This is a genomic window from Paracoccus sp. S4493, assembly GCF_000967735.1.
GTDB lineage: Bacteria > Pseudomonadota > Alphaproteobacteria > Rhodobacterales > Rhodobacteraceae > Paracoccus > Paracoccus marcusii.
Genome location: NZ_JXYF01000028.1, coordinates 19,655 through 41,992 on the forward strand (window position 1 = coordinate 19,655; position 22,338 = coordinate 41,992).

A 22,338-nucleotide genomic window follows, 5' to 3' on the forward strand; every position below is an offset into this window, starting at 1 on the left:
CGATCAACAGGGAAAAAGGTGCCGGCCAACGCGACGGCGATCCGGTCGTTCCCGCACGACCGCGACAGGCGGGATCAGGCTGCGGGCCAGCGCGGCCCGCAGCCCGGTCTTATTCAAGGTCCAGCTTGGCCTTCAGAGCATCGATGCGGGTCGACGCCTCGGCCTTGCTGATGCTCTCGTCATAGGCGTCGGGCTGGTGCGCCTGCTCGCTGAGCGTCTTGAGGTAGGACGCCTGTGCGCCGGTCATCGGATCATCGCCGCTGACCCAGGCCGACGGGTCCTTTTCGGCGTTGTCGACGGGATGGGATTTGGGATCGGTATCGTCCATGGGAACAGCCTTTCGTGTTTCAGCATGGTTAACGCGATACGCATGTTCCGGTTCCGTTCCATTCGTACCGTGGACGACAGATGGTTGGGGTTTGCACATCGCGACCGGGACGCCTATGCGCAGGGCGCAAGGCAGCGGCGGGGACCACGATGTTGAAGACGGACACGCCCGCGCGGCTGAACGCCATCGGCGCGGCATGGATGATCGTCGCCATGGCGGCCTTTGCGCTGGAGGATGCGTTGGTCAAGGCAGTGTCGGACCTGCTGCCCGTGGGCCAGATCATGATGCTGTTCGGCCTTGGCGGCGCGGCGCTGTTCGCGATCATCGCCCGTGCGCAGGGCGACGCGCTGATGACGCCGGACGTGCTCTCGCGGGCCATGCGGGTCCGGGTGTTCTTCGAGATCACGGGACGGCTGTTCTATGTCCTGGCGCTGGCGCTGATCCCGCTGTCCACGGCGACTGTGATCCTGCAGGCGACGCCGCTGGTGGTGGTGGCCTGTGCGGCCCTGATCTTTGGCGAACGGGTGGGCTGGCGGCGCTGGACGGCGATCGGGCTGGGCCTGCTGGGCGTGCTGATCATCCTGCGGCCGGGGACGGGCGGGTTCTCGGCCCTGTCGCTGCTGGCGGTGATCGGCATGCTGGGCTTTGCGGGCCGCGACCTGGCCAGTCGCGCCGCGCCCCGCAGCCTCAGCACCGCGATCCTGGGGCTGTACGGCTTTCTGGCGCTGGCCGTGGCCGGCCTGCTGTTTTCCCTGTGGCAGCGGCAGGGCTTCGTGATGCCCGATGCGCGCGCCGCCCTGCTGCTGTCGGCGACCGTCCTGATCGGCATCGGGGCCTATTCCTGCCTGATGAAGGCGATGCGCACCGGGGACGTGTCGGCCGTGACCCCATTCCGCTATACCCGGCTGCTGTTCGGCGCGGCCCTGGGGATCGCGCTGTTCGACGAGACGCTGACCGTGGGGATGCTGGTCGGATCGGGACTGATCGTGCTGTCCGGCCTGTTCATCCTGTGGCGCGGCAAGGCCAAGGCCGCCGCCATCGGCGATCCCGCCCCGGTCCGTCCCGCCGCGCGGCGATAGGCGTCGCGCGGGGGCCCTCCGGTCCCGACACGAACGGACACATCTGCTTTATTTTGCGTCTTCGCCGGTTCCGCGGGAAATATTTCGGGTATCACGCACGTTGACAGTACGGCTTTGATCCGCGCGGGAAGGACAGACATGATGCGACGCTTTATCATTTCCACGATGCTGGCAGGCACGATGGCCCTGCCCGGCCAGATCGCGATGGCGGAAACCGACCTGGGCGAGATGGTCGGCACGATCGCCAAGACCCTGCTGGAACAGCAGCAGGCCGCCCAGGAAAGCTCGCTGTGGCAGGGCGTGGTCGAGAACGGCTCTGCCGCGGCCTATCGCCAGTATCTCGACGCCTATCCGAACGGCACCCATGCGCGCGAGGCCCGCCAGCGGCTGTCGAACCTTGGCGGCGCGCCGGTGGCGCAGAACAACGCCGCGCGGGCCGAGGCCGATCTGGGCCTGTCGCGGGCCAGCCGCATGGCGATCCAGCGGCGGCTGGCGACGCTTGGCTTCTATCGGTCGGGGATCGACGGCGTCTTCGGGTCCGGCACGCGCCGCGCGATCGCGGCCTGGCAGGATTCCCGACAGCTTCCGGGCAACGGCTATCTGAACGCCAACCAGGCGCGGATGCTGCAGAACGGGGCCGCCGCATCGAACCCCGCCCCCGCCGATCCGGCGACATCCGCGGCGCAGGCCGAACTGGACCTGCGCCTGTCGCGCAGCCAGCGCGTGCAGATCCAGCGCAACCTGATCGCCCTGGGCTATGACCCCAAGGGCGCGGACGGCCTGTTCGGCACCGGCACGCGCGAGGCGATCCGCATGTGGCAGCGCGACACCGGCGAACGGGTGACGGGCTATGTCACCAACGCGCAGGTCCGATCGCTGCAAAGCGATGCGGCAGGCCGCGACCCGGCGCCGACCGAGAACCGCGCAGCTGCCATTGACGAGGAGCTGCTGGGCCTGACCCGCGACGAACGCGTGGCGATCCAGCGTCAGCTGATCAGCCTGGGCTATCTGAACGGGCGCGCCGACGGGGCGTTCGGACCCTCGACCCGCAGCGCCATTGCCCGCTGGCAGGGCGATAACGGTCTGGCGGCCAGTCGTTATCTGACGGCCGAACAGGTCCGCACGCTGCGGCAGCAGGCGCGCATCTGACCCGATCCGGCCCTGCGCGGCGGCCGCGATCGCGGCGCAGGGGGTCGCGCGCGTCGGCAGGGAACCGCCTGTCTGCCTTGGGCGGGCCATTCCGGCGGCGGGTTCCTGCTGAAAATGCGCGGAGATTCTTCCTTTGTCCGCCAGTTCGTGAAAGAGGAGGGTCAACAAAAGCGGCGCGGCACCGAATCGCGACCCGCCCCAGAGCAGGAGCAGCCTCGACGTGTCAGAACGATACGCCCGGAACCGGCATGATCGCGCGCCGGCCACCGTCGCCGCCTTTCAGGTGCGCGGTCGATTCCTGACCGCGCTTGTCCTGCGCATCGATCGTGACAGCCCGGACCCGGCCTTCTATGCCCAGCTGGACGAACAGCTGCGCACAACGCCCCAGTTCTTCGCCGGCGCGCCGATGGTGCTGGACCTGGCCAACGCCCCCGGCCTGCGCGAGGACGGCCGCATCGGTGACCTGCTGGCGCATCTACGGACCCGCGAACTGCGGGTCTTCGGCGTCCAGAACGCGCATGGCATGGACGAGGCGCTGCTGGACCGGCACGGGCTTATCCCGGTGACCACCGGACGCGACGCACCGCTGCCCCGCGCGGCCGCCGCTGCCGCCGCCGCGTCGGGTGCCGCGGCTGCAGCCGACGTGCCGCCCCCGGTCCAGAACGTCGTCATCCACGCGCCCGTCCGGTCCGGACAGCGGGTGATGGCCGAACATGGCGACCTGACCATCATCGGAACCGTGGCGTCGGGCGCCGAGCTGGTGGCGGCGGGCAACATCCATGTCTATGGCACGCTTCGCGGGCGCGCGATGGCGGGATGTCATGGCGACGAGGGCGCGCATATCTTCTGTCAGAACCTCAGCGCCGAACTGGTGGCCATCGCGGGCCTTTACCAGACCAGCGAGACGCTGGATGCGGCGGCCCTCCAACGCTGCACGCACATATATCTCAGGGATGAAAAACTTTGCATGGAGGTGATCGCATGACGACAGAACCCAAGACCAACCCGCCCCTTGGGCGGGTCATCGTGATCACGTCGGGCAAGGGCGGCGTGGGCAAGACGACATCGTCGGCGGCGATCTCGGCCGCGCTGGCCAAGAAGGGCTTCCGGACCGTCGTCATCGACTTCGACGTGGGTCTGCGCAACCTGGACATGACGATGGGCTGCGAACGCCGGGTGGTGTTCGACTTCATCAACGTCATCCAGGGCGACGCCAAGCTGAAGCAGGCGCTGATCAAGGACAAGCGGGTCGACACGCTGTCGATCCTGCCGACCTCGCAGACCCGCGACAAGGACGCCCTGACCAAGGAGGGCGTCGAGAAGGTCCTGAACGAGCTGAAGGCCGAATTCGACTATGTCGTCTGCGACAGCCCGGCGGGGATCGAGCACGGCGCCCAGATGGCGATGTATTTCGCCGACGAGGCCGTCGTCGTGACCAACCCCGAGGTCTCGTCGGTGCGCGACAGCGACCGCGTCCTGGGCCTGCTGAGCAGCCAGACCAAGCGCGCCGAGACCCAGGGCGCCGAGCCCATCAAGGCGCAGGTCCTGATCACCCGCTATGACCAAGAGCGCGTCGACCGCGGCGAGATGATGACCGTCGACGACGTGCTGGAGATCCTGGCCGTCCCGCTGCTGGGCGTCGTGCCGGAAAGCAAGGCGATCCTGAAGGCGTCGAACGTCGGCACGCCCGTCACCCTGGACGGCCCTTCCGCCGCGTCCCAGGCCTATAACGACGCCGTCAGCCGACTGACCGGCACCCAGGTCGAGATGCGCATCCAGGGCGAACGCCGCCCGGGCCTGTTCCAGCGTCTGTTCGGGCGGGCGTCATGAACCTGTTCGGATTCGCCCGCAAGAAGACCCCGCCCGCGACCGCGCAGACGGCCAAGGACCGCCTGCAGATCCTTCTGGCCCATGAACGCAGCAGCAGCGGCACCGCCGAGGCGGATTACCTGCCGATGCTGCAGCGCGACATCGTCGCGGCGATCCGCAAGCACGTGCCGATCGGCGACAAGGATGTCGACGTCCGCATGGAGCGTGGCGACAACATGTCCAGCCTTGAGATCAACATCGACCTGCCCGCGGTCAAGTCGAACTGATCCCTGCGGCTGGCCCCTGCACGGGGCCGGCCCTTTCCGTCAGATCAGGCTTTCGGGATGGATCGGGAACCGCGTCGGGCGGATGCCGGTCGCATGCCAGACGGCATTGGCGATGGCGCCCACCGTGCCGGTGACGCCCAGCTCTCCGACACCCTTGATGCCAAGCGCGTTCACGAACTCGTCGTCCTCGTGGACGGTCAGCGCCTCGACATGCGGCACGTCGGCATTGACCGGGATGTGATATCCGGCAAGGTCGTTGTTGGTGAACCGCCCCGTGCGCGGGTCATGGACCGCCTCCTCGTGCAGCGCAAAGCCGATGCCCCAGATCATCCCGCCCAGCAGCTGGCTGCGCGCCAGATGCGGGTTGACGATGCGACCGGCGGCAAAGGCACCGACCAGCCGGCTGACCCGGATCTGGCCCAGGTCCGGGTCGACCAGCACCTCGGCGAAGACCCCGCCATGAGAGAACATCGCCCGTTCCGGCTCGCCCTCGCGGGCGCCCCTGCCCTCTCCGCGAAGCAGGTCCAGCCCGGCGCGCGCCAGGATGTCCTCATAGGCCTCGCTGCGGCTGTCGTCGTCGTTGCGGTACAGGCGCCCGCCCCGCGCGGTGACGCCCGCATTGCCGGCCCCGAACAACGGTGATCCGGGATCCTTCGTCGCGATGTCGGCCAACTGCCGCACCGTGTCGGCGCCCGCGTTGAACAGCGCCGTGCCAGCCGTGGCCGTGTGGCCCGATCCGCCCGCCACCCCGGCATCGGGCAGGTCGGAATGGCCCGACCGGAACTCCAGCCGGTCGACATCGATGCCAAGCCCGTCGGCGGCGATCTGCGCCAGCGCGGTCCAGGCGCCCTGCCCCATGTCCGCGGCCGAGGTTTCGACCACTGCGCTGCCATCGGCACGAAGCGTCGCATGCGCGGCGGCTTGGAACATCGGACAGGGAAACTGCGCCGTGCCCATGCCCCAGCCCTTGAGGAGCCGCCCCTGGCGCATCTGCCGCGGCGCGGTCGGGCGGTCGGCCCAACCGAACAGGTCAGCGGCCCGCGCATAGCATTCGCGCAGCGCCTTGGACGAAAACGCCATCCCCGATGCCGGGTCGGTTTCCGCATAGTTCAGCAGGCGGAAGGCCAGCGGGTCCATGCCCACCGCATGGGCCGCCTGGTCGATGGCCACCTCCAGGGCCGCCGATCCCGGCGCCTCTCCGGGCGCGCGCATCGGGCCGGGCGTGCCGGTATCGGCGCGCACCGCGCTGTGCGTCGTGCGCATCGCGGTCGTGGCATAGACGCTGTGCGAGGCGTTCGAAGCGCTTTCGATGAAATCGTCGAAGCTGGAGGCGACGGCCAGCGTGTGATGGTCCAGCGCCATGATGCGCCCCTGGTCGTCCAGGTCCAGCCGCAGCGTCTGGCGCGTGGCGGGACGGTGGCCGACCGGGCCGTACATCTGGTCGCGCCGCAGGGCAAGCTTGACGGGCCGGCCAAGGTCCCGCGCCGCCAGGACCACCGTCAGCTGGGCACCGTAGAGGATGGCCTTGGACCCGAAGCCGCCGCCCAGGAACGGGCTGCGGATCACGATCTGCGCCGGATCGATGCCCAAATAGGCCGAAAAGCTTTGCTTGAGCAGGCCGATGGCCTGGTTCGGCGTGTCGATCTCCAGCCGGTCGCCGATCCATCGGGCGGTGATGGCATGGGGTTCCAACGCGTTGTGATACTGGGCCGCGGTCTCGATCACCGTGTCGACATGGTGGGCAGCCCGCGCGCGGACGGCGTCCATGTCCCCCACCTGCAGCGACGGCGGGCGGCCGATGCTGACGGTCTCCGGCTCATAGGGCGCATCGCCGTCCAGGCCGATCCGCGGCGGGTCGGTACGATACTGCGGGTTCAGCAGGCGCGCGCCCTCAGTCGCGGCCTCCAACGTCTCGGCGACGACCAGCGCGATGGGCTGGCCGGCATAGCGGACCGTGTCGTCCTGCAGCGCCTCGGTCTTCCAGGCAAAGCCGTGGATCTTGGTGTCGGGATGGACCGCCAGCGGGGGTCGGTTCGCGGGGGTATAAACCCTGACCACGCCCGGATGCGCCATGGCCGCGTCGGTGTCCAGATGCGTGACCGTGCCCCGCGCGATGCCCGCGACGGCGGTGACGGCATGCAGCACGCCCTCGGGCCGCAGGTCGGCCGCATAGGGCGCCCGGCCCGTCACCTTCAGCAGCCCGTCCCGCCGGGTCATCGGCTGACCCGCGTTCGAGCCCAAGCGCACATGCTGCTGGGTGGTCGTCATGTCAGCCATGGTCGTCTCCTTTGAAGACAGAGGCGGGAAGCGCCGGCATCCGGTCGGGCGTGCCCTGTGCGGCCAGCATCAGCGCGCGCAGGGCGATCCGCTGTGCCAGCACGATCTTGGCGGCATTGTCCCCCGACGGCGCGGCACCCTGCACCGCCAGCGCGGCGGCATGGGCAAAGGCGTCCCCGGACGCGGGCTGGCCGATCAGGGCGGCCTCGGCGGCATGGGCGCGCCACGGGCGGGCCGCGACCCCGCCCAGGGCCAGGCGGGCGGCCACGATCCGGCCGTCTTCCACATGGACCCCCGCCGCGGCCGAGACGATGGCAAAGGCATAGGACGTCCGCTCGCGCAGCTTCAGATAGCGGGCGTGTTGGGCCATGCCGCCGGGATCGGGCAGGGTCACATGGGTGATGACCTCTCCGGCCGAAAGGGCGGGCGGCACGCCGACCGCATCGGGCAGCGGGTGGAACAGGGCCATCGGCACGCTGCGGGTGCCGGTCGGGCCTGCGACATGGACCACCGCGTCAAAGGCCGCCAGCGCTACGCACAGATCGGACGGGTGCGTCGCGATGCAGGCGTCGGACCAGCCAAGGATCGCGTGGTTGCGGGTCACGCCGCCGATGGCGGAACAGCCCGATCCGGGTTCGCGGCGGTTGCACGGCGACAGCGGGTCCTGGAAATAGCTGCAGCGGGTCGCCTGCATCACGTTGCCGCCCGTGCTGGCGGCGTTGCGCAGTTGCGGGGACGCGCCGGACAGCAGCGCCTCGGCCACGGCGGGAAACCGGGCCAGGATGCGCGAGTCGCGCGCCAGATCCGCATTGCTGACCATCGCGCCGATGCGCAGGCCGCCGTCATGGTCGTCGATCTCCCGCAACGGCAGCCGCGAGATGTCGACAAGCCGCGATGGCGTCGCCACGCCGATCTTCATCAGGTCCAGCAGGTTCGTCCCGCCTGCCAGGATCGCGCCATCGGCGCCCACCGCGGCCTCCAGCGTGTCGGCGCGGGTGTAATCGAACGGGTTCATGCCGCGTCCTCGCGGGCGGTCATGACGCGGGTCGCGTCCAGCACGGCCTCGGTGATGCCGGCATAGGCGGCGCAGCGGCACAGGTTGCCGCTCATCCCTTCGCGGACGCGCTCGGGGTCCAGCCCGGCCTCGCCCTCGGCGATCAGGGCGACGGCGGACATGATCTGGCCGGGCGTGCAATAGCCGCACTGGAACCCGTCATGGCGGATGAACGCGGCCTGAACGGGGTGCAGGTCCTCGCCCTGGGCCAGGCCTTCGACCGTGGTGATGCTGGCCCCGTCATGGGACAGCGCCAAGGCCAGACAGGCATTCATGCGCCGCCCGTCGATCAGCACGGTGCAGGCGCCGCACTGGCCGCGGTCGCACCCTTTCTTGGTCCCGGTCAGGCCGATGCGTTCGCGCAGCACGTCCAACAGGGTCGCGCGCGGGTCGTCCAGGGCGATCGCCCGGGCGGTTCCGTTGATGGTCAGGTTCAGGGTCTGTGTCATCTTTCCCTCGTTGGCGGTAAGCTATCGGGAAGTCGGACCGGTGGCGGCCATGGCATCACTATACGGAGGCATCCTCCGTTTCGCAACAACGATGAAGGAGACGTCGGGGAATGGGCGAAGACACGCCAGTCGCGCGCAAGCCGCGGGCCGATCAGGCCCGCAACCGCGACCGCCTGCTGATCGCCGCGCGCGAGGTCTTTCGCAGCGACGCCGCCAGCCTGGAGGCCGTGGCGCGGCGCGCGGGCCTGGGCATCGCGACGCTGTACCGCCATTTCCCCACGCGCGAGGCGCTGTTCCAGGCCGTCTATGCCGGCGAGGTCGAGGCGCTGGAGGCACTGGCCCGCGCCGACGACCTGCCCGTCTGGATGCACGCCGCGCTGGACATGATGGCCACCAAGCGGGGCATGGTCGCGGCCATGGCCCCAGTGCTGGACAAGGAGGCGCCGTTCTTCACCGAACAGTCGGCGCGCATGCTGGCGGCCGTGGGCGGGCTGCGCGACCGCGCCGTGGCCGCGGGAGAGGTCCGCGGCACGGTCACGGCGGACGACCTGATCCGGGTGCTGCTCAGCCTCAGCTATGGTCCCGGCGCGGACCCGGCGCGGGCCGGCCTGCTGCTGGACGTGTTCCTGGACGGGCTGCGGCCGCGATAGGACCGCGGACCATCACGCACGCCCCGCGTCGCGGACCATGGCCAGGAACGCCGAAAACCCCGCCGACGGATTGCGCCGATCCGGATAGTACAGGCTGAACCGCGCCCGTGGCGGCGTCCAATCGGCCAGCAGGCGCACCATCCGCCCGGCAGCAATGTCATCGGCCACGTCCTGTTCGATGAAGAACCCGATGCCGGCGCCATCCAGCACCGCGGCGCGCGCGATGGCGGCCTCGTCCAGGGTCAGGCGGCCCTGGGCCTCGATCTGCACCACCTCGGCGCCGCGCTGGAACGGCCAGCGCAGCAGCGCGCCGTTGGGCAGCCGCACCCGGATGCACTCCGCCGGCGGCAGATCGGCGGGCGTCAGGGGCGTACCATGTGCCGCGATCCAATCCGGCGATGCGACGACGGCATGGCGCTGCGGCCGCCCCACGGGCAGGGCGATCATGTCACGCGGCACCAGGTCCGCAGGGCGCAGGCCCAAGTCGAACCCTTCGGCCACGATGTCGACCAGCCGCCCTTCGGTGACAAGATCGACCTGCATCCGCGGGTGACGGCGCAGGAAGGCCAGGACCAGCGGCGCCACCTCGCGCCCCGCCTGGACGGATGCGTTGATGCGCAGCAGGCCGGAGGGGGTCGTCCCTTGCGATTGCGCGGTCTCCATCGCGGTGCGGATCTCGGTCACCGCGGGGCCGATGCGGGCGACAAAGGCGCGGCCGGCATCGCTCAGCGACACGCTGCGGGTGGTGCGGTTGAACAGGCGGACGCCAAGCGCCGCCTCCAGCCGCGCGATGCTGTGCGACAGGGCGGTCGTCGACATGCCCAGGTCCAGCGCCGCTGCCCGGAATGACCCGCGCCGCGCGATGGCCAGCACTGCCTCCAGCGCCTTCAGCCCTCCATCCATCGCACGACGCCCACTGTCCCGATCCTGTCATTACCAGATGCCGATCTATCCCGATTATCCGCATGACCGTCCAGCGCTATGTTGGGGGCAGCAGACATGAAAGGACGTCCCATGCAGATGCCGCCCCCGATCCGCACCTATTTCACCGCCCGCGCACCCCAGGATGGCGACGCCCTGGCCGCCGCCTTTGCCAACGATGCCGTGGTCCACGACGAAGGTCGCGACCATCACGGGCCGCGGCAGATCCGCGACTGGTGGCTGGCCGCCAAGGCCAAGTACCGCCACCATGCCGAACCGATCGACATGACCCAGGCCGATGGCAGGACCTTCGTCCGCGCCACCGTCACCGGCGATTTCCCCGGCAGCCCGGCCATGCTGCGCTTTGCCTTCGCGCTGTCCGACGATCGCATCACCGCATTGGAGATCGGGGCATGACTGGGTTCCTGACGCTGCAGGGCAAGCGCGCCCTGATCACCGGCGGCACGCAGGGCGCGGGCGCGGCCACGGTGGCGCTGTTTCGCGACCTTGGCCGCGGGTGCTGACCACGGCGCGCAAGGCCGCCAACCTGCCGGACGACCTGTTCGTCGCCGCCGACCTGACCACCCTGGCGGGATGCGACAGCGTCGCGGCCGCCGTGCGGGATCGGATGGGTGGCGTCGACATCATCGTGCACATGCTGGGCGGATCGTCCGCCCCCGGCGGCGGCTTTGCCACCCTGGGAGAGGCGGAGTGGGAGGCCGAACTGGACCTGAACCTGCGGCCCGCGCTGCGTCTGGACCGCGCGCTGGTGCCCGGCATGGTCGCGCAGGGGTCGGGGGTGGTGATCCACGTGACCTCGATCCAGGCGCTGCTGCCCCTGCCCGAGGCCACGACCGCCTATGCCAGCGCCAAGGCCGCCCTTTCGGTCTACAGCAAGAGCCTGTCCAAGGAGGTCGCGCCCCATGGCGTGCGCGTGGTCCGCGTGGCGCCGGGGTGGATCGAGACCGAGGCCTCGGTCCGGCTGGCAGAACGCGTGGCGGCGGATGCGGGAACGGACCTGGACGGGGGCCGGCGGATCATCATGGACAGCCTTGGCGGCATCCCCTTGGGCCGCCCGTCCCGGCCCGCCGAGGTGGCCAACCTGATCGCGTTCCTGGCGTCCGATCGCGCCGCCAGCATCACCGGCACGGAATACGTGATCGACGGGGGGACCGTGCCGACCGCATGACGGTCGGCGCCATTTCCGCCCGGCGTGCGTTGCAGCAGGGATCGGCGGGCCGCAGCCATGCCCGCCCCCACCATCCCGGACCGGAGAGAGCAGAATGCAGACATTCGTCATCGCCCTGGGCGCCGCCCCGCACATGAAGCTGTCGCAGGCAGGCGACGGATTCACCGCGACCGACGCGCCCATGGCATTCGACAGCCATCAGGCGGCCTATGACTATCTTGTCCAGCACACCGAGGACGACCCGCTGAAGGGCGTGCGGGCCGAGATCATCGAGGATCTGTCGCTCTAGGAGATCTTGACCGCATAGGGTGAAACTTTTCCGGACCCCGCCCGTAAAGTGTATGTGCAGGGTTTGCCCGATCAGCGAGTTCCCTCTCCTCTCAGCCTTCATTAGGCGGGTGGATCAGGCCCCTGCAGCGGCCCCCGGTCCCGTTTCCGGGGGCCGGTCTTGTTGGTGCCGTCCGATATGCGATCACCCCACCCTGTCGAAACAGATAGGCTGACTGGTCAATCAATTTCAGGCATAAGGTACATAACAACCGGGGACGTTGATTGGCGGTGTTTTAGGTTCTTTCCCCGGTTGTTTATCTACCCGAACCGGTTTTGTACGCGACGCGTGCGGGACGGGATTGCCGATTGATCCATCCGCGATCACCGAAACGCCCCCTGTCATCATCACGACACTGTGCCGCCCTTCGGGGAACCGGCTGCGATCCCTCCTGTTGAGGTGGAACGCAAACGGGAGATGCATGATGGATGACACACGGGTCTGGAACTTTGAGGAAAGCCTGTGGCGCGCCTCGGAAGGGCGGTACCATGAGCGGGTCGACCCCGAATGCGTGATGGCGCTGAGCCATGCGCCCTATCTGTTTCACGACGAGGCAGCGGTCGAGGCCGTCACCGGCACGCCGGAATGGGACGAGGTCGCCTTTTCGAACCGCCATATCTCTCGTCCCCAAGAGGGCCTGATCGTCGTCGGCTATGAGGTCAAGGCGCAGAAGGGCGACACCACCTTCACCGCCACCTGCACATCCGTCTATCGACAGAAGGCCCATGAGGACTGGACGGTCGTCCAGCACGCGCAGGTCGTGCAGGGGCATGGCGATCAGGCCTGATGACCGGCCAACAGTTCAGGCAGTAGGATCGATCCCGGCAGGAATGCCGGGATTTTCTGTTGGGTTTGAATGGTTCGGGATCAGACCTTTTCCGTAACGCTTTCCTTGTAACGGTCGTGAATGACGCCCCAATGGCCGCGCCGGAGGGCGGACAGGCGACCACCTATTGGCGTCGGGCATCAGGGCGACGATGTCCGTCGAACCTTGGGAGGTGCATCGGATGCCGTCTTGCTCTACTCCCTGCCTAAACGGACCGAAACGGCATGAACCGGCAGCCATCAGATGAGGCAGCATGACTGACACGACGATGTCCTCCATGGCGGATCACCTGGGCATGGTGGCGACGGGGCTGGAATGGATCGTGATCGCGCTGGAGCTGTTCGCGATCGGGATCCTGCTTCTGGGCGTGGCGCGTTTCGCCACGCGCTTCGTGTCGGGCGACGTGATGCACCGCGACGCGCATGACCGCCATCATCAGCTGAACCATGGGCGGCTGGCACTTGGCCGACACATCCTGGCAGGGCTGGAGGTGCTCATCGTGGCCGACCTGATCCGCACCATCCTGCATCTCAGTCTGGCGAACATCCTGCTGCTGGGCGCGATCGTGGTCATCCGGTCCTTCATTTCGTTCATGATGGAGTACGAGATGAAGGCGTTGAAGAACGACTGACGGCCCCTGGCGCTGCCTGATCCGCAGGGGTCAGGCAGCGTCGGGTTCGATCGGTCGTTCCGCCGCCAGTCCGCCTGTCAGATCCCGAAACAGCGCCGTTGCCACCAGATCGTCCAGTGGCATCGACAACTTGCGCCGCCAGTTGGGATATTCGTCCACCGTCGACGGCACGTTGACCGGGTGCAACTCGGCCGCCAGATCCTCCAGACGCACGGCGAACAGGCGCGACGGCGCGCTGGCCAAGTGGCGATGCACGGCGATGGTCAATGTGGCGGGGGCGTCGCTTGGGTCGATCCCCGCCGCGACGTCGGTCGTCAGCAGCCCTGTCGCGACAAGATCGGCCAACAGATCGGCGCGTTCCACCGTACGCGCATCGCGCTGTTCGGTCGCGGCCGCGTCGCTGATGAAGCCGAACCGCTGGCGCAGGGCCACGTCATCGCCCTTCCACCAGCCGCGAAACGTCGGCAGGTCATGCGTGGACAGGCAGGCCAGCGCGTCGCGCGGATAGTCCGCAGGCGGGATGAAGCCGTCCTCGCGTCGTTCGAAAAAGAAGATGCGATAGGACAGGATGCGGCATGCCTCCATCACCTCGCGGAAGCCCGGGGGGACGTTGCCCAAGTCCTCTCCGATGATGGTGGTCCGGTTCTGCCGGGATGCCTCGGCCAGGGCGGACAGCATGTCCTCCAGCGGATAGCGGGCATAGGTTCCGTCGGCGGCCCCTGCCCCCTCTGGCATCAGGAACAGCTGCCACAGTCCCATCGCATGATCGATCCGCAGCGCGCCTGCCTGCCGTGTCGCGTGCCGGATTAACTCGCGGAACGGTGCCGCGCGGGTCGCGGCCATGGCGACGGGCGACAGCGGTGCCAGACCCCAGTCCTGCCCCTGTTCGTTGAAGTAATCGGGCGGCGCGCCGATGCGCACGTCGGGCAGCACGATGTCGCTGCCCCAGCTGCCGGACCCGTCGGCCGCCTCTCCGACGGCGAAATCCAGATAGAGGCCGATCGCCATGCCCAGATCGCGACAGCGGTCGCGCAGGGTCTGCAGCTGTGACTGGCACAGATATTGCAGCCACATGTGAAAGGTGACGTCATCCGCCCGTTCCTGCGCCAGCTGCCGCATGGCATCGCCATCGACATTGCGCCATGCCTTGGGCCAACCAAGCCAACCCGCGCCGTAACCGGCATCGACCATCGCGGCCGATGCGACCTCGAACAGCGCATGACGGCGCAGATCGTCGCCGCCTTGGGCCACGAAATCGTCCGGCAGGGTCGCGCCCGCGGACCAGATGGCGCGCAAGGCCGACAGCTTGGCCGCGGCTACGCCCGGATAGTCGACCAGTTCCGCGGCGCGCAGGTCCTCAAGCACTGCCGCATCGGCCATGTCGGCGCGAAATCCCGGCACCTGATCGACCGCCAGATACAGCGGGTTCAGGAACCGGCGGTTCGACGGAGAGAACGGGCTGCACCGTGACGGGTCGGCCAGAAACATCGCGTGCAGCGGGTTGAGGCCCAGAAACGCCGCCCCGGCTTGTGCGGCATGACCGGCCAGCACGCGCAGGTCGCCGAAATCGCCGATGCCCCAGTTGCGATCGCTGCGCAGCTGGTACAGCTGCAAGGCGATGCCCCAGTGACGACCCTGCCCGGGGACATGGCATTGCGCACCGGCAGGCGCGGTCAGGCGTGGCTCTGATGCCAAGGGCGGCAGCGTGTCCGCATCGAACGCCTCCAGCAACCCGCCCAAAGTTTCGTCGGGGGCGTCATGCACCGCGCCCCCGACCAGGTCGTATTGCGGCTGGATGCCATAGGCGCGGGCGCGGGCATGCAGGTCGCTGCCATCACCCTGCGCCGGAGGGGCAGAGGTCATGCCTGCACCGGCATCAGCACGATGGTCGCCAGCGGCGGCAGGGTCAGGCTCAGCGACTGGTCGCGACCATGCCAGACGACGGCTTCGGCATCGCGCACCGCCGCGTTGCCGACACCCGATCCGCCATAGGCCTGATCGTCGCTGTTCAGCACCTCGCGCCAGGCACCGGGAACCGGAATGCCGATCCGGTAATCCTCGCGCACGACGGGGGTCAGGTTGCACACCACCACCACCGGGGGCGCGCCGTCGTCCGACTTGCGCATCCAGACCAGCACGCTCTGGGCGCTGTCGCTGCTGTCGATCCATTCGAACCCGTCGGGATCGCAATCCAGCCGGTGCAGCGCGGGCGTGTCGCGATACAGCCGGTTCAGGTCCCCGACCAGCGCCTGCACGCCGGAATGCATGGGGTCTTCCAGCAGATGCCAGTCCAGCGACTGGTCGTGGTTCCATTCGCGGTCCTGCGCGAATTCGCAGCCCATGAACAACAGCTTCTTCCCCGGATGGGTCCACATGAAGGCGTAATAGGCCCGCAGGTTCGCGAACTTCTGCCAGCGGTCTCCGGCCATCTGGCGGATCAGCGATCCCTTGCCGTGCACGACCTCGTCATGGCTCAGCGGCAGCACGAAATCCTCGGAGAAGGCATAGACCAGGCCGAAGGTCAGATCGTGCTGATGATACTGCCGATGGATCGGGTCCAGCCGGAAATAGGCCAGCGTGTCGTGCATCCAGCCCATGTTCCACTTGAACGCAAAGCCCAGGCCCCCCTGGTCGACCGGACGGCTGACCATCGGGAAGGCGGTCGATTCCTCGGCAATGGTGACGGCGCCGGGATTGTCGGTGGTGACGCGGGTGTTCACCTCGCGCAGAAAGTCGATGGCCTCCAGGTTCTGGTTGCCGCCATTGCGGTTGGGCACCCATTCGCCGGGCTGGCGCGAATAGTCCAGATACAGCATCGACGCCACCGCATCCACACGCAGCGCGTCGACATGGAACTTGTCGACCCAGTAGAGCGCGCTGGCCTGCAGGAAATTGGCAACCTCGCGGCGGCCGAAGTTGTAGATCAGCGTGTTCCAGTCCTGATGGAACCCCTGGCGCGGATCGGCATGTTCGTACAGCGCCGTGCCGTCGAACTGCGCCAGACCATGGGCGTCGGACGGGAAATGCGCGGGCACCCAGTCCATGATGACGCCGATGCCCGCCTGGTGCAGCCGGTCCACCAGCCGCGCGAACGCCTCGGGGGAACCAAAGCGGCTGGTCGGGGCGAACAGGCCCACGGGCTGATAGCCCCATGATCCGGTAAAGGGATGTTCGCCCACCGGCAGGAATTCGACATGGGTAAAGGCCATCTGCTGGACATAGGGCACCAGCAGATCAGCCATCGCGTCATAGTCCAGGATCTCGGCATCGCCGCCCCGGCGCCATGACCCCAGATGCACCTCATAGATCGAGATGGGCGCCTGACGGTCCTGCCGGCGCGCGCGTTCGGTCATCCATTCGCCGTCGCGCCAGTCGTGATCGGGCAGACCGTGGACGACGGACGCGGTTTCCGGCGGCTGCTGATGGGCGAAGCCGACGGGGTCCGCCTTGAGCGGCAGGCGTTCGCCATGTGCGCTGAGGATCTCGTACTTGTAGATCTCGCCGGTCGTCAGGCCGGGGATGAAGAGCTCCCAGATGCCGGGGCCAAGACGGCGGCGCATCGGGTGGCGGCGTCCGTCCCATGCGTTGAAATGGCCGACCACGCTGACGCGCCGGGCATTGGGTGCCCAGACCGCAAAGGCCACGCCGGCGACGCCCTGATGGGTGACCGGATGGGCGCCCAGCTTGTCGTACAGGCGGCGGTGGCTGCCTTCGGCCAGCAAATATTCATCCATCTCTCCCAGCACGGGGCCAAAGCGATAGGGGTCGTCGACCTGCCATTCATGATCGCCTGCCCGCATCGCCAGCCGATAGTCCCCCTGTGGGGCGGGCCCGCAGAAGAACCCCTCGGGGTGGATGCGTTCCAGCGAAAAGACACCGCCATCGGCCACCGCGCGGACCTCTGCGGCTTGGGGCGCAAAGACGCGCAGCTGCCCGTCATGCGGACCCAGGATCGCGAAGGGATCGTGATGCTGACCCCGCAGGATCGCCTCAATCCCGGTGGAGGTCAGCCCGTCGGGCAGATATGCGACATCGGTCATGCGTTCTCCTGCGTCAGCAGTTCCAGGATACCGGCCAGCGGGATGCCGACCCAGGCCGGGCGGTTGCCCAGCTCGTATCCGGTCTCGTAGATGGCCTTCTGCAGCAGGAACAAATCCAGCAATGCATCGGCCGCGGCGCGATCGGATGGCAGGTTCGCGGACCCGTCGACATGCTGGCGATAGCTGTCCAGGAAGGCCGCACTGGCAGTGCGCCGCCAATCCTCGATCCGCTCCAGCGCCTGTTCGACCGTCGTGCCAAAGCTGGCGCGATGCCGTGCCACGACCGTCATCGCGGCATAATCAAAGGACCGCAGCATGCCCGCCACGTCGCGCAAGGGCGACGACAGAGCCCGACGTTCGTCCAGCGACCGCGCGGGTTCGCCTTCGAAATCGATGATCGCCACATCGTTCTGCGCCAGCAGGACCTGGCCCAGGTGATAATCGCCATGGATGCGCGACAGCCCGCCGGACGGGGTCAGCTCCGCAACCCGGCGCAGCCGGTCCAGCAACGCGTCGCGCTGCGCCAGCACCTGTTGCGCCAAGGGCGCCGCATCGTCTGGCAGGTCGGCCTGTTCCAGCCGGGCCAGCATCGCCTCGGCATCGGCGACCGCATCATCGGCCCAACCGCGCAGCGTCTCGGCGGTCAGGTCCTGCAGCGCGAAAGCCGGATCATCGGTGGGCGTCGCCAGGGCGCGGTGCAGCTCGGCAGTCCGCTGTCCCAGCAAGGTGCCGATCGACAGCGGAAAGTCGTATCCGTGCCGCACCGGCGCGGCATCGCCCGCCGAGGTCCAGCCGTCGCTTTCGTTCAGCTCCAGCATCAGCGCATCGACGATGCCCGTCCAGGCGTCGCCCCGGTTCGGAACGAAGGCAAAGGCGGCCGCCAGGGTCGTGTCCTGATCACCCTTGTGATCCAGATGGCCCAGATAGCGCGGCGTATGGGCAAAGCCCGCGACCGTGGTCAGGAACTGCGCCACCTCGACATCGGGCTGATGCCCGGTGCGCAGGCGACGATACAGCTTCAGGATGATCTGGTCCGAGAAGGCGATCGACAGGTTCGACTGCTCGACCCCCATCTGGCGCGGAGTGCCCGGTTCAGTGATGGCGCGCAGGGCGTCGGTGCCGTGGAACTGCAGATCGCCCTGGGCCTTGCCCTCAACCATCCCGTCCAGCAGCAGTTGCGGCAGGCGTTCGTCGAAGGCGCCGTCGACCAGCGCGCCAACCCGTGCGGTGTGGCGGATCTTGGCCAGCGTCCAGGACAGCTTGGGCGCACCGGGACGCAGGTTCTCGTCGCCCCACCGGGCCGACAGGGGCAGGAAATAGCTCTGCTCCTCGCCCTCGCCGCCGGGGGTCACGTCCAGTGCGACCATCGCATGTTCGCCCTGCCCCAGATCGCCCAGGTGACGCAGACGGACACGGGTCGGGACGGACTGGTCCTTGGCCGCAAACCAGCGCTGCAGCGGCAGCCATTGGGGTAGAACCTCTGCCTGCAGCTGCGCCCCTTCGCGGCCGGCCAGCGCGGTGCTGACCTTGCCGTCGCGAGTGGTCAGCGTCATGAATTCCGGCAGGATGTCGGGCAGCTGTTCGTGCCAGGACGGCATCTCCTCCTCGCCCGACAGGGCGAACCAGAAGAAACCATAGGCCGGCAGCGTCAGCATGTAGGGCAGATCGCCGATCGGCGGAAAGGCCGACCGACCGGTCAGCTCCACCGGCACCATGCCGCGGCGGCTGGCCAGGTCCAGCTCGACCGCCTGCGCGCTGTCCGACAGGTTGGCGACGCACAGATAGGCGCGCCCCTCGTGTTCGCGGACATACGCCAAAATCTTGCGGTTGCGCGGATAAAGCAGCGTCATCTCTCCACGCCCGAAGGCGGGATGCTGGCGGCGCACGGTGATCATCCGGCGCATCCAGTTCAGCAGCGACGACGGGTCGTCCGCCTGCGCCTCGACGTTGATCACCTGGTGGCCGTAGACCGCGTCGATAATCGTCGGCAGATAAAGCTGCTGCGGCTTGGCCGTGGAAAAGCCCGCATTGCGGTCGCCCGACCACTGCATCGGCGTGCGGACCCCGTCACGGTCGCCTAGGTAATAGTTGTCGCCCATACCGATCTCGTCACCGTAATAGATGATCGGCGTACCGGGCATCGACAGCAGCAGCGAATTCAGCAGTTCGATCTTGCGGCGGTCGTTCTGCATCAGCGGCGCCAGGCGGCGGCGGATGCCCAGGTTGATGCGCGCCCGCGTGTCGGTGGCATAAGTCTGCCACAGATAGTCGCGCTCCTCGGACGTCACCATCTCCAGCGTCAGCTCGTCATGGTTGCGCAGGAAGATGCCCCACTGGCAGTTCTCGGGGATCTCGGGCGTCTGGCGGATGATGTCGGTGATCGGGTGACGGTCGGCCTGCGCCAGCGCCATGTACATGCGCGGCATCAGCGGGAAATGGAAACCCATGTGGCACTCGTCACCCTCGCCGAAATAGGGGCGGGTGTCCTCGGGCCACTGGTTTGCCTCGGCCAGCAGCATCCGGTCGGGGAAATGCTTGTCCAGATCGGCACGGATGGCCTTCAGAACGTCATGCGTCTCGGGCAGGTTCTCATTGTTGGTGCCATCGCGTTCGACCAGATAGGGGATCGCGTCCAGGCGCAGACCGTCCACGCCCATCTCCAGCCACATGCGCATGACCTTGAGAACCTCGGCCAGCACCTTGGGGTTGTCGAAGTTCAGGTCGGGCTGGTGCGAATAGAACCGGTGCCAGTAATAGGCGCCCGCGACAGGGTCCCAGGTCCAGTTCGACTTTTCCGTGTCCAGAAAGATGATCCGCGTCTCGGGCCATTTCTCGTCCGTGTCGGACCAGACATAGAAATCGCGCGCCGCCGATCCGGGCTTGGCATGGCGGGCCTTCTGGAACCACGGATGCTGGTCGCTGGTGTGGTTGATGACCAGTTCGGTGATCACGCGGATGCCGCGCCGATGCGCCTCGGTCACGAAGGCCTTGAAGTCGCGCATCGCGCCATAGGACGGATTGATCGACCGATAGTCGGCGATGTCATAGCCGTCGTCGCGCAGGGGCGAGGGATAGAAGGGCAGCAGCCAGATGGCCGTCACGCCCAGTTCCTGAACATAGTCCAGCCGCTGCATCAGCCCGGCGAAATCGCCGATGCCATCGCCGTTCGAATCCATGAACGCCTTGATGTGCAGCTGATAGATGACCGCGTCCTTGTACCAGTCGGCCTGGTCGCGGTCGATGCCGCCGGTCGCGGCGAAGGTTGCGCCGTCGCGCTTGGGGTTCGGGATGTTCATGGGCGCGGCGCTCCGGGTGCGATGAGTTGCCAGATGGCATAGGGACGGGTCTGCGGATCAAGATCCAGGGTCTGGGTCTTGCCGTGCCAGGTGAAGCTGTTGCCGTGGATCAGGTCACGGACCTCGATCGACGCGTCGTCGGGCAGGCCGAATTCCCACAGCGGGACCTCGAACTGGAACACTTGGGTGTTGTGCGGGTCCAGGTTGACGTGGATCAGCACGTAATCGTCCCCGGAACGCTTGCCATAGGCCAGAACCTGGTCGTTATGGGCCATGTGGAAGGTCAGATCGGTGAACTGGCGCAGCGACGGGTGATCGCGGCGCAGGCGGTTCATCAGGCGGATGTCGTCCTGGATGTTGCCCGGCTGGTCCATGTCCCAGACCCGCAGCTGGTACTTCTCGCTGTCCAGATACTCTTCCTTGCCGGGCACGGGCGCGGCCTCGCAGATCTCGAAGCCGCTATAGACGCCGTAATTGCCACCCAGGGTCGCGGCCAGTGCCAGGCGGATGCGAAAGCCGGGCCGACCGCTGGACTGCAGATAGCGTGGATTGATGTCGGGGGTATTCACGAAGAAGTTCGGGTTCATCACCAGACGGCTGTCGGTCTGCGTCAGCTCGGTCAGGTATTCGGTGATCTCGGCCTTTTCGTTGCGCCAAGTGAAATAGGAATAGGATTGCGAAAACCCGACCTTGGCCAGCCGCTTCATCACCTTGGGCCGGGTGAAAGCCTCGGCCAGGAAGATCACGCCCGGATCGACGCGGCGGACCTCGGCAATCATCCACTCCCAGAACGGGAAAGGCTTGGTGTGCGGGTTGTCCACGCGAAAGATGCGCACCCCGTGGTTCACCCAGAACAGCACGATGTCGCGCAGCGCGTACCACAGCCCCGGCAGGGCATCGCGATAGAAATGGACGTTGACGATGTCTTCGTACTTCTTGGGCGGGTTCTCGGCGAACTTGATGGTGCCGTCGGGGCGCCAGTCGAACCATTCCGGGTGTTCCCTGATCCACGGGTGATCCGGCGAGCACTGGATCGCGAAATCCAGCGCGATCTCCAGCCCGTGGTCGCGGGCGGCGTCCATCAGGCGGCGGAAATCGTCGAAATCGCCCAGTTCGGGGTGGATCGCATCATGCCCGCCATCCGCGGACCCGATGGCATAGGGGCTGCCGGGATCGCTCGGTCCCGCGGTCAGGCTGTTGTTCGGACCCTTGCGGTTCGTGCGCCCGATCGGGTGGATCGGCGGAAAATACAGCACGTCAAAGCCCAGATCGCGCACATAGGGCAGGCGCGCGATCACGTCGTCGAAGGTGCCGTGCCGATCCATGCTGCCCGATTGTGACCGGGGCATCAGTTCATACCACGCGCTGAAGGCCGCGGCCTGCCGGTCGACATGCAAAGGCAGCGTGTCGGACAGCGTCAGGTCGGTCCGAGGTGCAGCGCGGTTCATCAGCGCGGTCACCGGATCATCCGTCAGCGCGACCAGGCGGGTCGCATCACCCTGCGCCGCCAGACCGTCGTCCTGCGCCAGAACCGCCTCCAGCGCGGCCCGGTCGTCGGCGCCGGCGCGGCCCTTGGGGCCTATGGCGGCCTCGATCAGGCGCCGGCCCTCGGTCAGTTCCAGCGATATGGCTTGACCCGCGGCATGCTTGGCCAGGATCTCCTTGCGCCATGTCGCGAACAGGTCGCGCCAAGCGGCAAAGCCGATCTGATAGTCCCCCGGCGCGTCGAAGGCGTGACTGGCCTGCCAGCGGTCGTTGATGACGAAGGTCATCGGCACTTCGGCAAAATCATCCTGCCCGACCGGGCGCCACAGCAAAACGGCGTCGATGATGTCGTGCCCGTCCGAAAAGATGTCCGCCTGGAACAGGTCCGGCTGCCCGGCCACGACCTTTGCCGCAAAGCGCCCGCCATCGACCTGATGGGAAATCCCCTCGATCGCCAGACGCGCGGCGGCAAGGCGCAGCAGGGTCGGATCGGCGTCGACCGCCCGTCGCGGCGATCGCCGGGGGGTGCGGGCCTTGGCG

Annotated in this window: 20 protein-coding genes; 11 read left to right on the forward strand and 9 right to left on the reverse strand. The window is 67.6% G+C overall.

All coding sequences use genetic code 11. From position 1 onward, the window contains the following. Positions 1 to 109: 109 nt before the first annotated feature. Positions 110 to 328: a DUF3072 domain-containing protein gene (locus TW83_RS05695; protein ID WP_045981813.1), complete on the reverse strand. Its 219-nt coding sequence runs from the start codon at positions 326 to 328 to the stop codon at positions 110 to 112. A gap of 149 nt (positions 329 to 477) precedes the next feature. Here TW83_RS05695 and TW83_RS05700 point away from each other — a divergent pair, with 149 nt between their 5' ends. The 5 genes from TW83_RS05700 (at position 478) to minE (ending at position 4,652) form a co-directional block, all read left to right on the forward strand. Continuing rightward, entirely contained in the window at positions 478 to 1,407 is a 930-nt protein-coding gene (locus TW83_RS05700) for a DMT family transporter (RefSeq protein WP_239441289.1), read from the forward strand. A gap of 138 nt (positions 1,408 to 1,545) precedes the next feature. Then, on the forward strand, positions 1,546 to 2,556 hold the full coding sequence (locus tag TW83_RS05705; protein ID WP_045981814.1) for a peptidoglycan-binding protein: 1,011 nt from the start codon (positions 1,546 to 1,548) through the stop codon (positions 2,554 to 2,556). Between the two features lie 220 nt (positions 2,557 to 2,776). Further along, positions 2,777 to 3,541 carry a septum site-determining protein MinC gene (minC, locus tag TW83_RS05710; RefSeq protein ID WP_045981815.1) on the forward strand — a complete coding sequence of 255 codons (765 nt, stop codon included), beginning with the start codon at positions 2,777 to 2,779 and terminating at the stop codon, positions 3,539 to 3,541. After that, on the forward strand, positions 3,538 to 4,386 hold the full coding sequence (gene minD, locus TW83_RS05715) for a septum site-determining protein MinD (RefSeq protein ID WP_045981816.1): 849 nt from the start codon (positions 3,538 to 3,540) through the stop codon (positions 4,384 to 4,386). Before minC ends, minD begins: the two co-directional genes overlap by 4 nt. After that, a complete protein-coding gene (gene minE / locus TW83_RS05720; RefSeq protein ID WP_176695051.1) occupies positions 4,383 to 4,652 on the forward strand; it encodes a cell division topological specificity factor MinE in 270 nt (89 codons plus the stop codon). Before minD ends, minE begins: the two co-directional genes overlap by 4 nt. A gap of 39 nt (positions 4,653 to 4,691) precedes the next feature. On the opposite strand, the gene TW83_RS05725 is transcribed toward minE, so the two are convergent. From TW83_RS05725 to TW83_RS05735, 3 genes are read right to left on the reverse strand one after another with little or no spacing between them, the layout of a single operon-like run. Further along, complete coding sequence (locus TW83_RS05725) at positions 4,692 to 6,929, reverse strand: xanthine dehydrogenase family protein molybdopterin-binding subunit (protein ID WP_045981817.1); 2,238 nt, start codon at positions 6,927 to 6,929, stop codon at positions 4,692 to 4,694. Further along, the gene (locus TW83_RS05730; RefSeq protein WP_045981818.1) at positions 6,922 to 7,944 is read right to left on the reverse strand and encodes a xanthine dehydrogenase family protein subunit M; all 1,023 of its coding nucleotides are present in this window, start codon (positions 7,942 to 7,944) and stop codon (positions 6,922 to 6,924) included. Before TW83_RS05730 ends, TW83_RS05725 begins: the two co-directional genes overlap by 8 nt. Further along, a complete protein-coding gene (locus TW83_RS05735) occupies positions 7,941 to 8,432 on the reverse strand; it encodes a (2Fe-2S)-binding protein (protein WP_045981819.1) in 492 nt (163 codons plus the stop codon). Before TW83_RS05735 ends, TW83_RS05730 begins: the two co-directional genes overlap by 4 nt. A 110-nt stretch (positions 8,433 to 8,542) precedes the next feature. Here TW83_RS05735 and TW83_RS05740 point away from each other — a divergent pair, with 110 nt between their 5' ends. Continuing rightward, a complete protein-coding gene (locus TW83_RS05740) occupies positions 8,543 to 9,082 on the forward strand; it encodes a TetR/AcrR family transcriptional regulator (RefSeq protein WP_045981820.1) in 540 nt (179 codons plus the stop codon). 12 nt (positions 9,083 to 9,094) lie between these two features. On the opposite strand, the gene TW83_RS05745 is transcribed toward TW83_RS05740, so the two are convergent. After that, positions 9,095 to 9,985, reverse strand: a complete 891-nt coding sequence (locus TW83_RS05745; RefSeq protein WP_045981821.1) for a LysR family transcriptional regulator — start codon at positions 9,983 to 9,985, stop codon at positions 9,095 to 9,097. Positions 9,986 to 10,096: 111 nt separating this feature from the next. Between TW83_RS05745 and TW83_RS05750 the strand changes: the two genes are divergently transcribed. The 5 genes from TW83_RS05750 to TW83_RS05770 all read left to right on the forward strand — a co-directional run bounded on the left by TW83_RS05750 (position 10,097) and on the right by TW83_RS05770 (position 12,977). After that, entirely contained in the window at positions 10,097 to 10,420 is a 324-nt protein-coding gene (locus tag TW83_RS05750) for a nuclear transport factor 2 family protein (RefSeq protein ID WP_045981822.1), read from the forward strand. 100 nt (positions 10,421 to 10,520) lie between these two features. Beyond that, the gene (locus tag TW83_RS05755) at positions 10,521 to 11,192 is read left to right on the forward strand and encodes an SDR family oxidoreductase (RefSeq protein ID WP_239441290.1); all 672 of its coding nucleotides are present in this window, start codon (positions 10,521 to 10,523) and stop codon (positions 11,190 to 11,192) included. A gap of 94 nt (positions 11,193 to 11,286) precedes the next feature. Continuing rightward, positions 11,287 to 11,481 carry a hypothetical protein gene (locus TW83_RS05760; protein WP_045981823.1) on the forward strand — a complete coding sequence of 65 codons (195 nt, stop codon included), beginning with the start codon at positions 11,287 to 11,289 and terminating at the stop codon, positions 11,479 to 11,481. Positions 11,482 to 11,941: 460 nt separating this feature from the next. Beyond that, entirely contained in the window at positions 11,942 to 12,307 is a 366-nt protein-coding gene (locus TW83_RS05765; RefSeq protein WP_204245720.1) for a hypothetical protein, read from the forward strand. 292 nt (positions 12,308 to 12,599) lie between these two features. Beyond that, the gene (locus tag TW83_RS05770; RefSeq protein ID WP_045981824.1) at positions 12,600 to 12,977 is read left to right on the forward strand and encodes a DUF1622 domain-containing protein; all 378 of its coding nucleotides are present in this window, start codon (positions 12,600 to 12,602) and stop codon (positions 12,975 to 12,977) included. Between the two features lie 30 nt (positions 12,978 to 13,007). Here the strand turns inward: TW83_RS05770 and malQ are convergent, their stop codons facing one another. Genes malQ through TW83_RS05790 form a run of 4 tightly spaced genes read right to left on the reverse strand, consistent with a single transcriptional unit; the run spans position 13,008 to position 22,277 of the window. Next, entirely contained in the window at positions 13,008 to 14,840 is a 1,833-nt protein-coding gene (gene malQ / locus TW83_RS05775) for a 4-alpha-glucanotransferase (RefSeq protein ID WP_045981825.1), read from the reverse strand. Continuing rightward, positions 14,837 to 17,017 (reverse strand): 1,4-alpha-glucan branching protein GlgB, encoded by a 2,181-nt coding sequence (gene glgB, locus TW83_RS05780; protein ID WP_045981826.1) that lies wholly within the window; start codon positions 17,015 to 17,017, stop codon positions 14,837 to 14,839. Before glgB ends, malQ begins: the two co-directional genes overlap by 4 nt. Then, a complete protein-coding gene (gene treS, locus TW83_RS05785) occupies positions 17,014 to 20,313 on the reverse strand; it encodes a maltose alpha-D-glucosyltransferase (RefSeq protein WP_045981827.1) in 3,300 nt (1,099 codons plus the stop codon). The genes glgB and treS overlap by 4 nt, the downstream gene beginning before the upstream one ends. After that, positions 20,310 to 22,277 carry an alpha-1,4-glucan--maltose-1-phosphate maltosyltransferase gene (locus TW83_RS05790; protein ID WP_045981869.1) on the reverse strand — a complete coding sequence of 656 codons (1,968 nt, stop codon included), beginning with the start codon at positions 22,275 to 22,277 and terminating at the stop codon, positions 20,310 to 20,312. Before TW83_RS05790 ends, treS begins: the two co-directional genes overlap by 4 nt. Positions 22,278 to 22,338 lie beyond the last annotated feature (61 nt).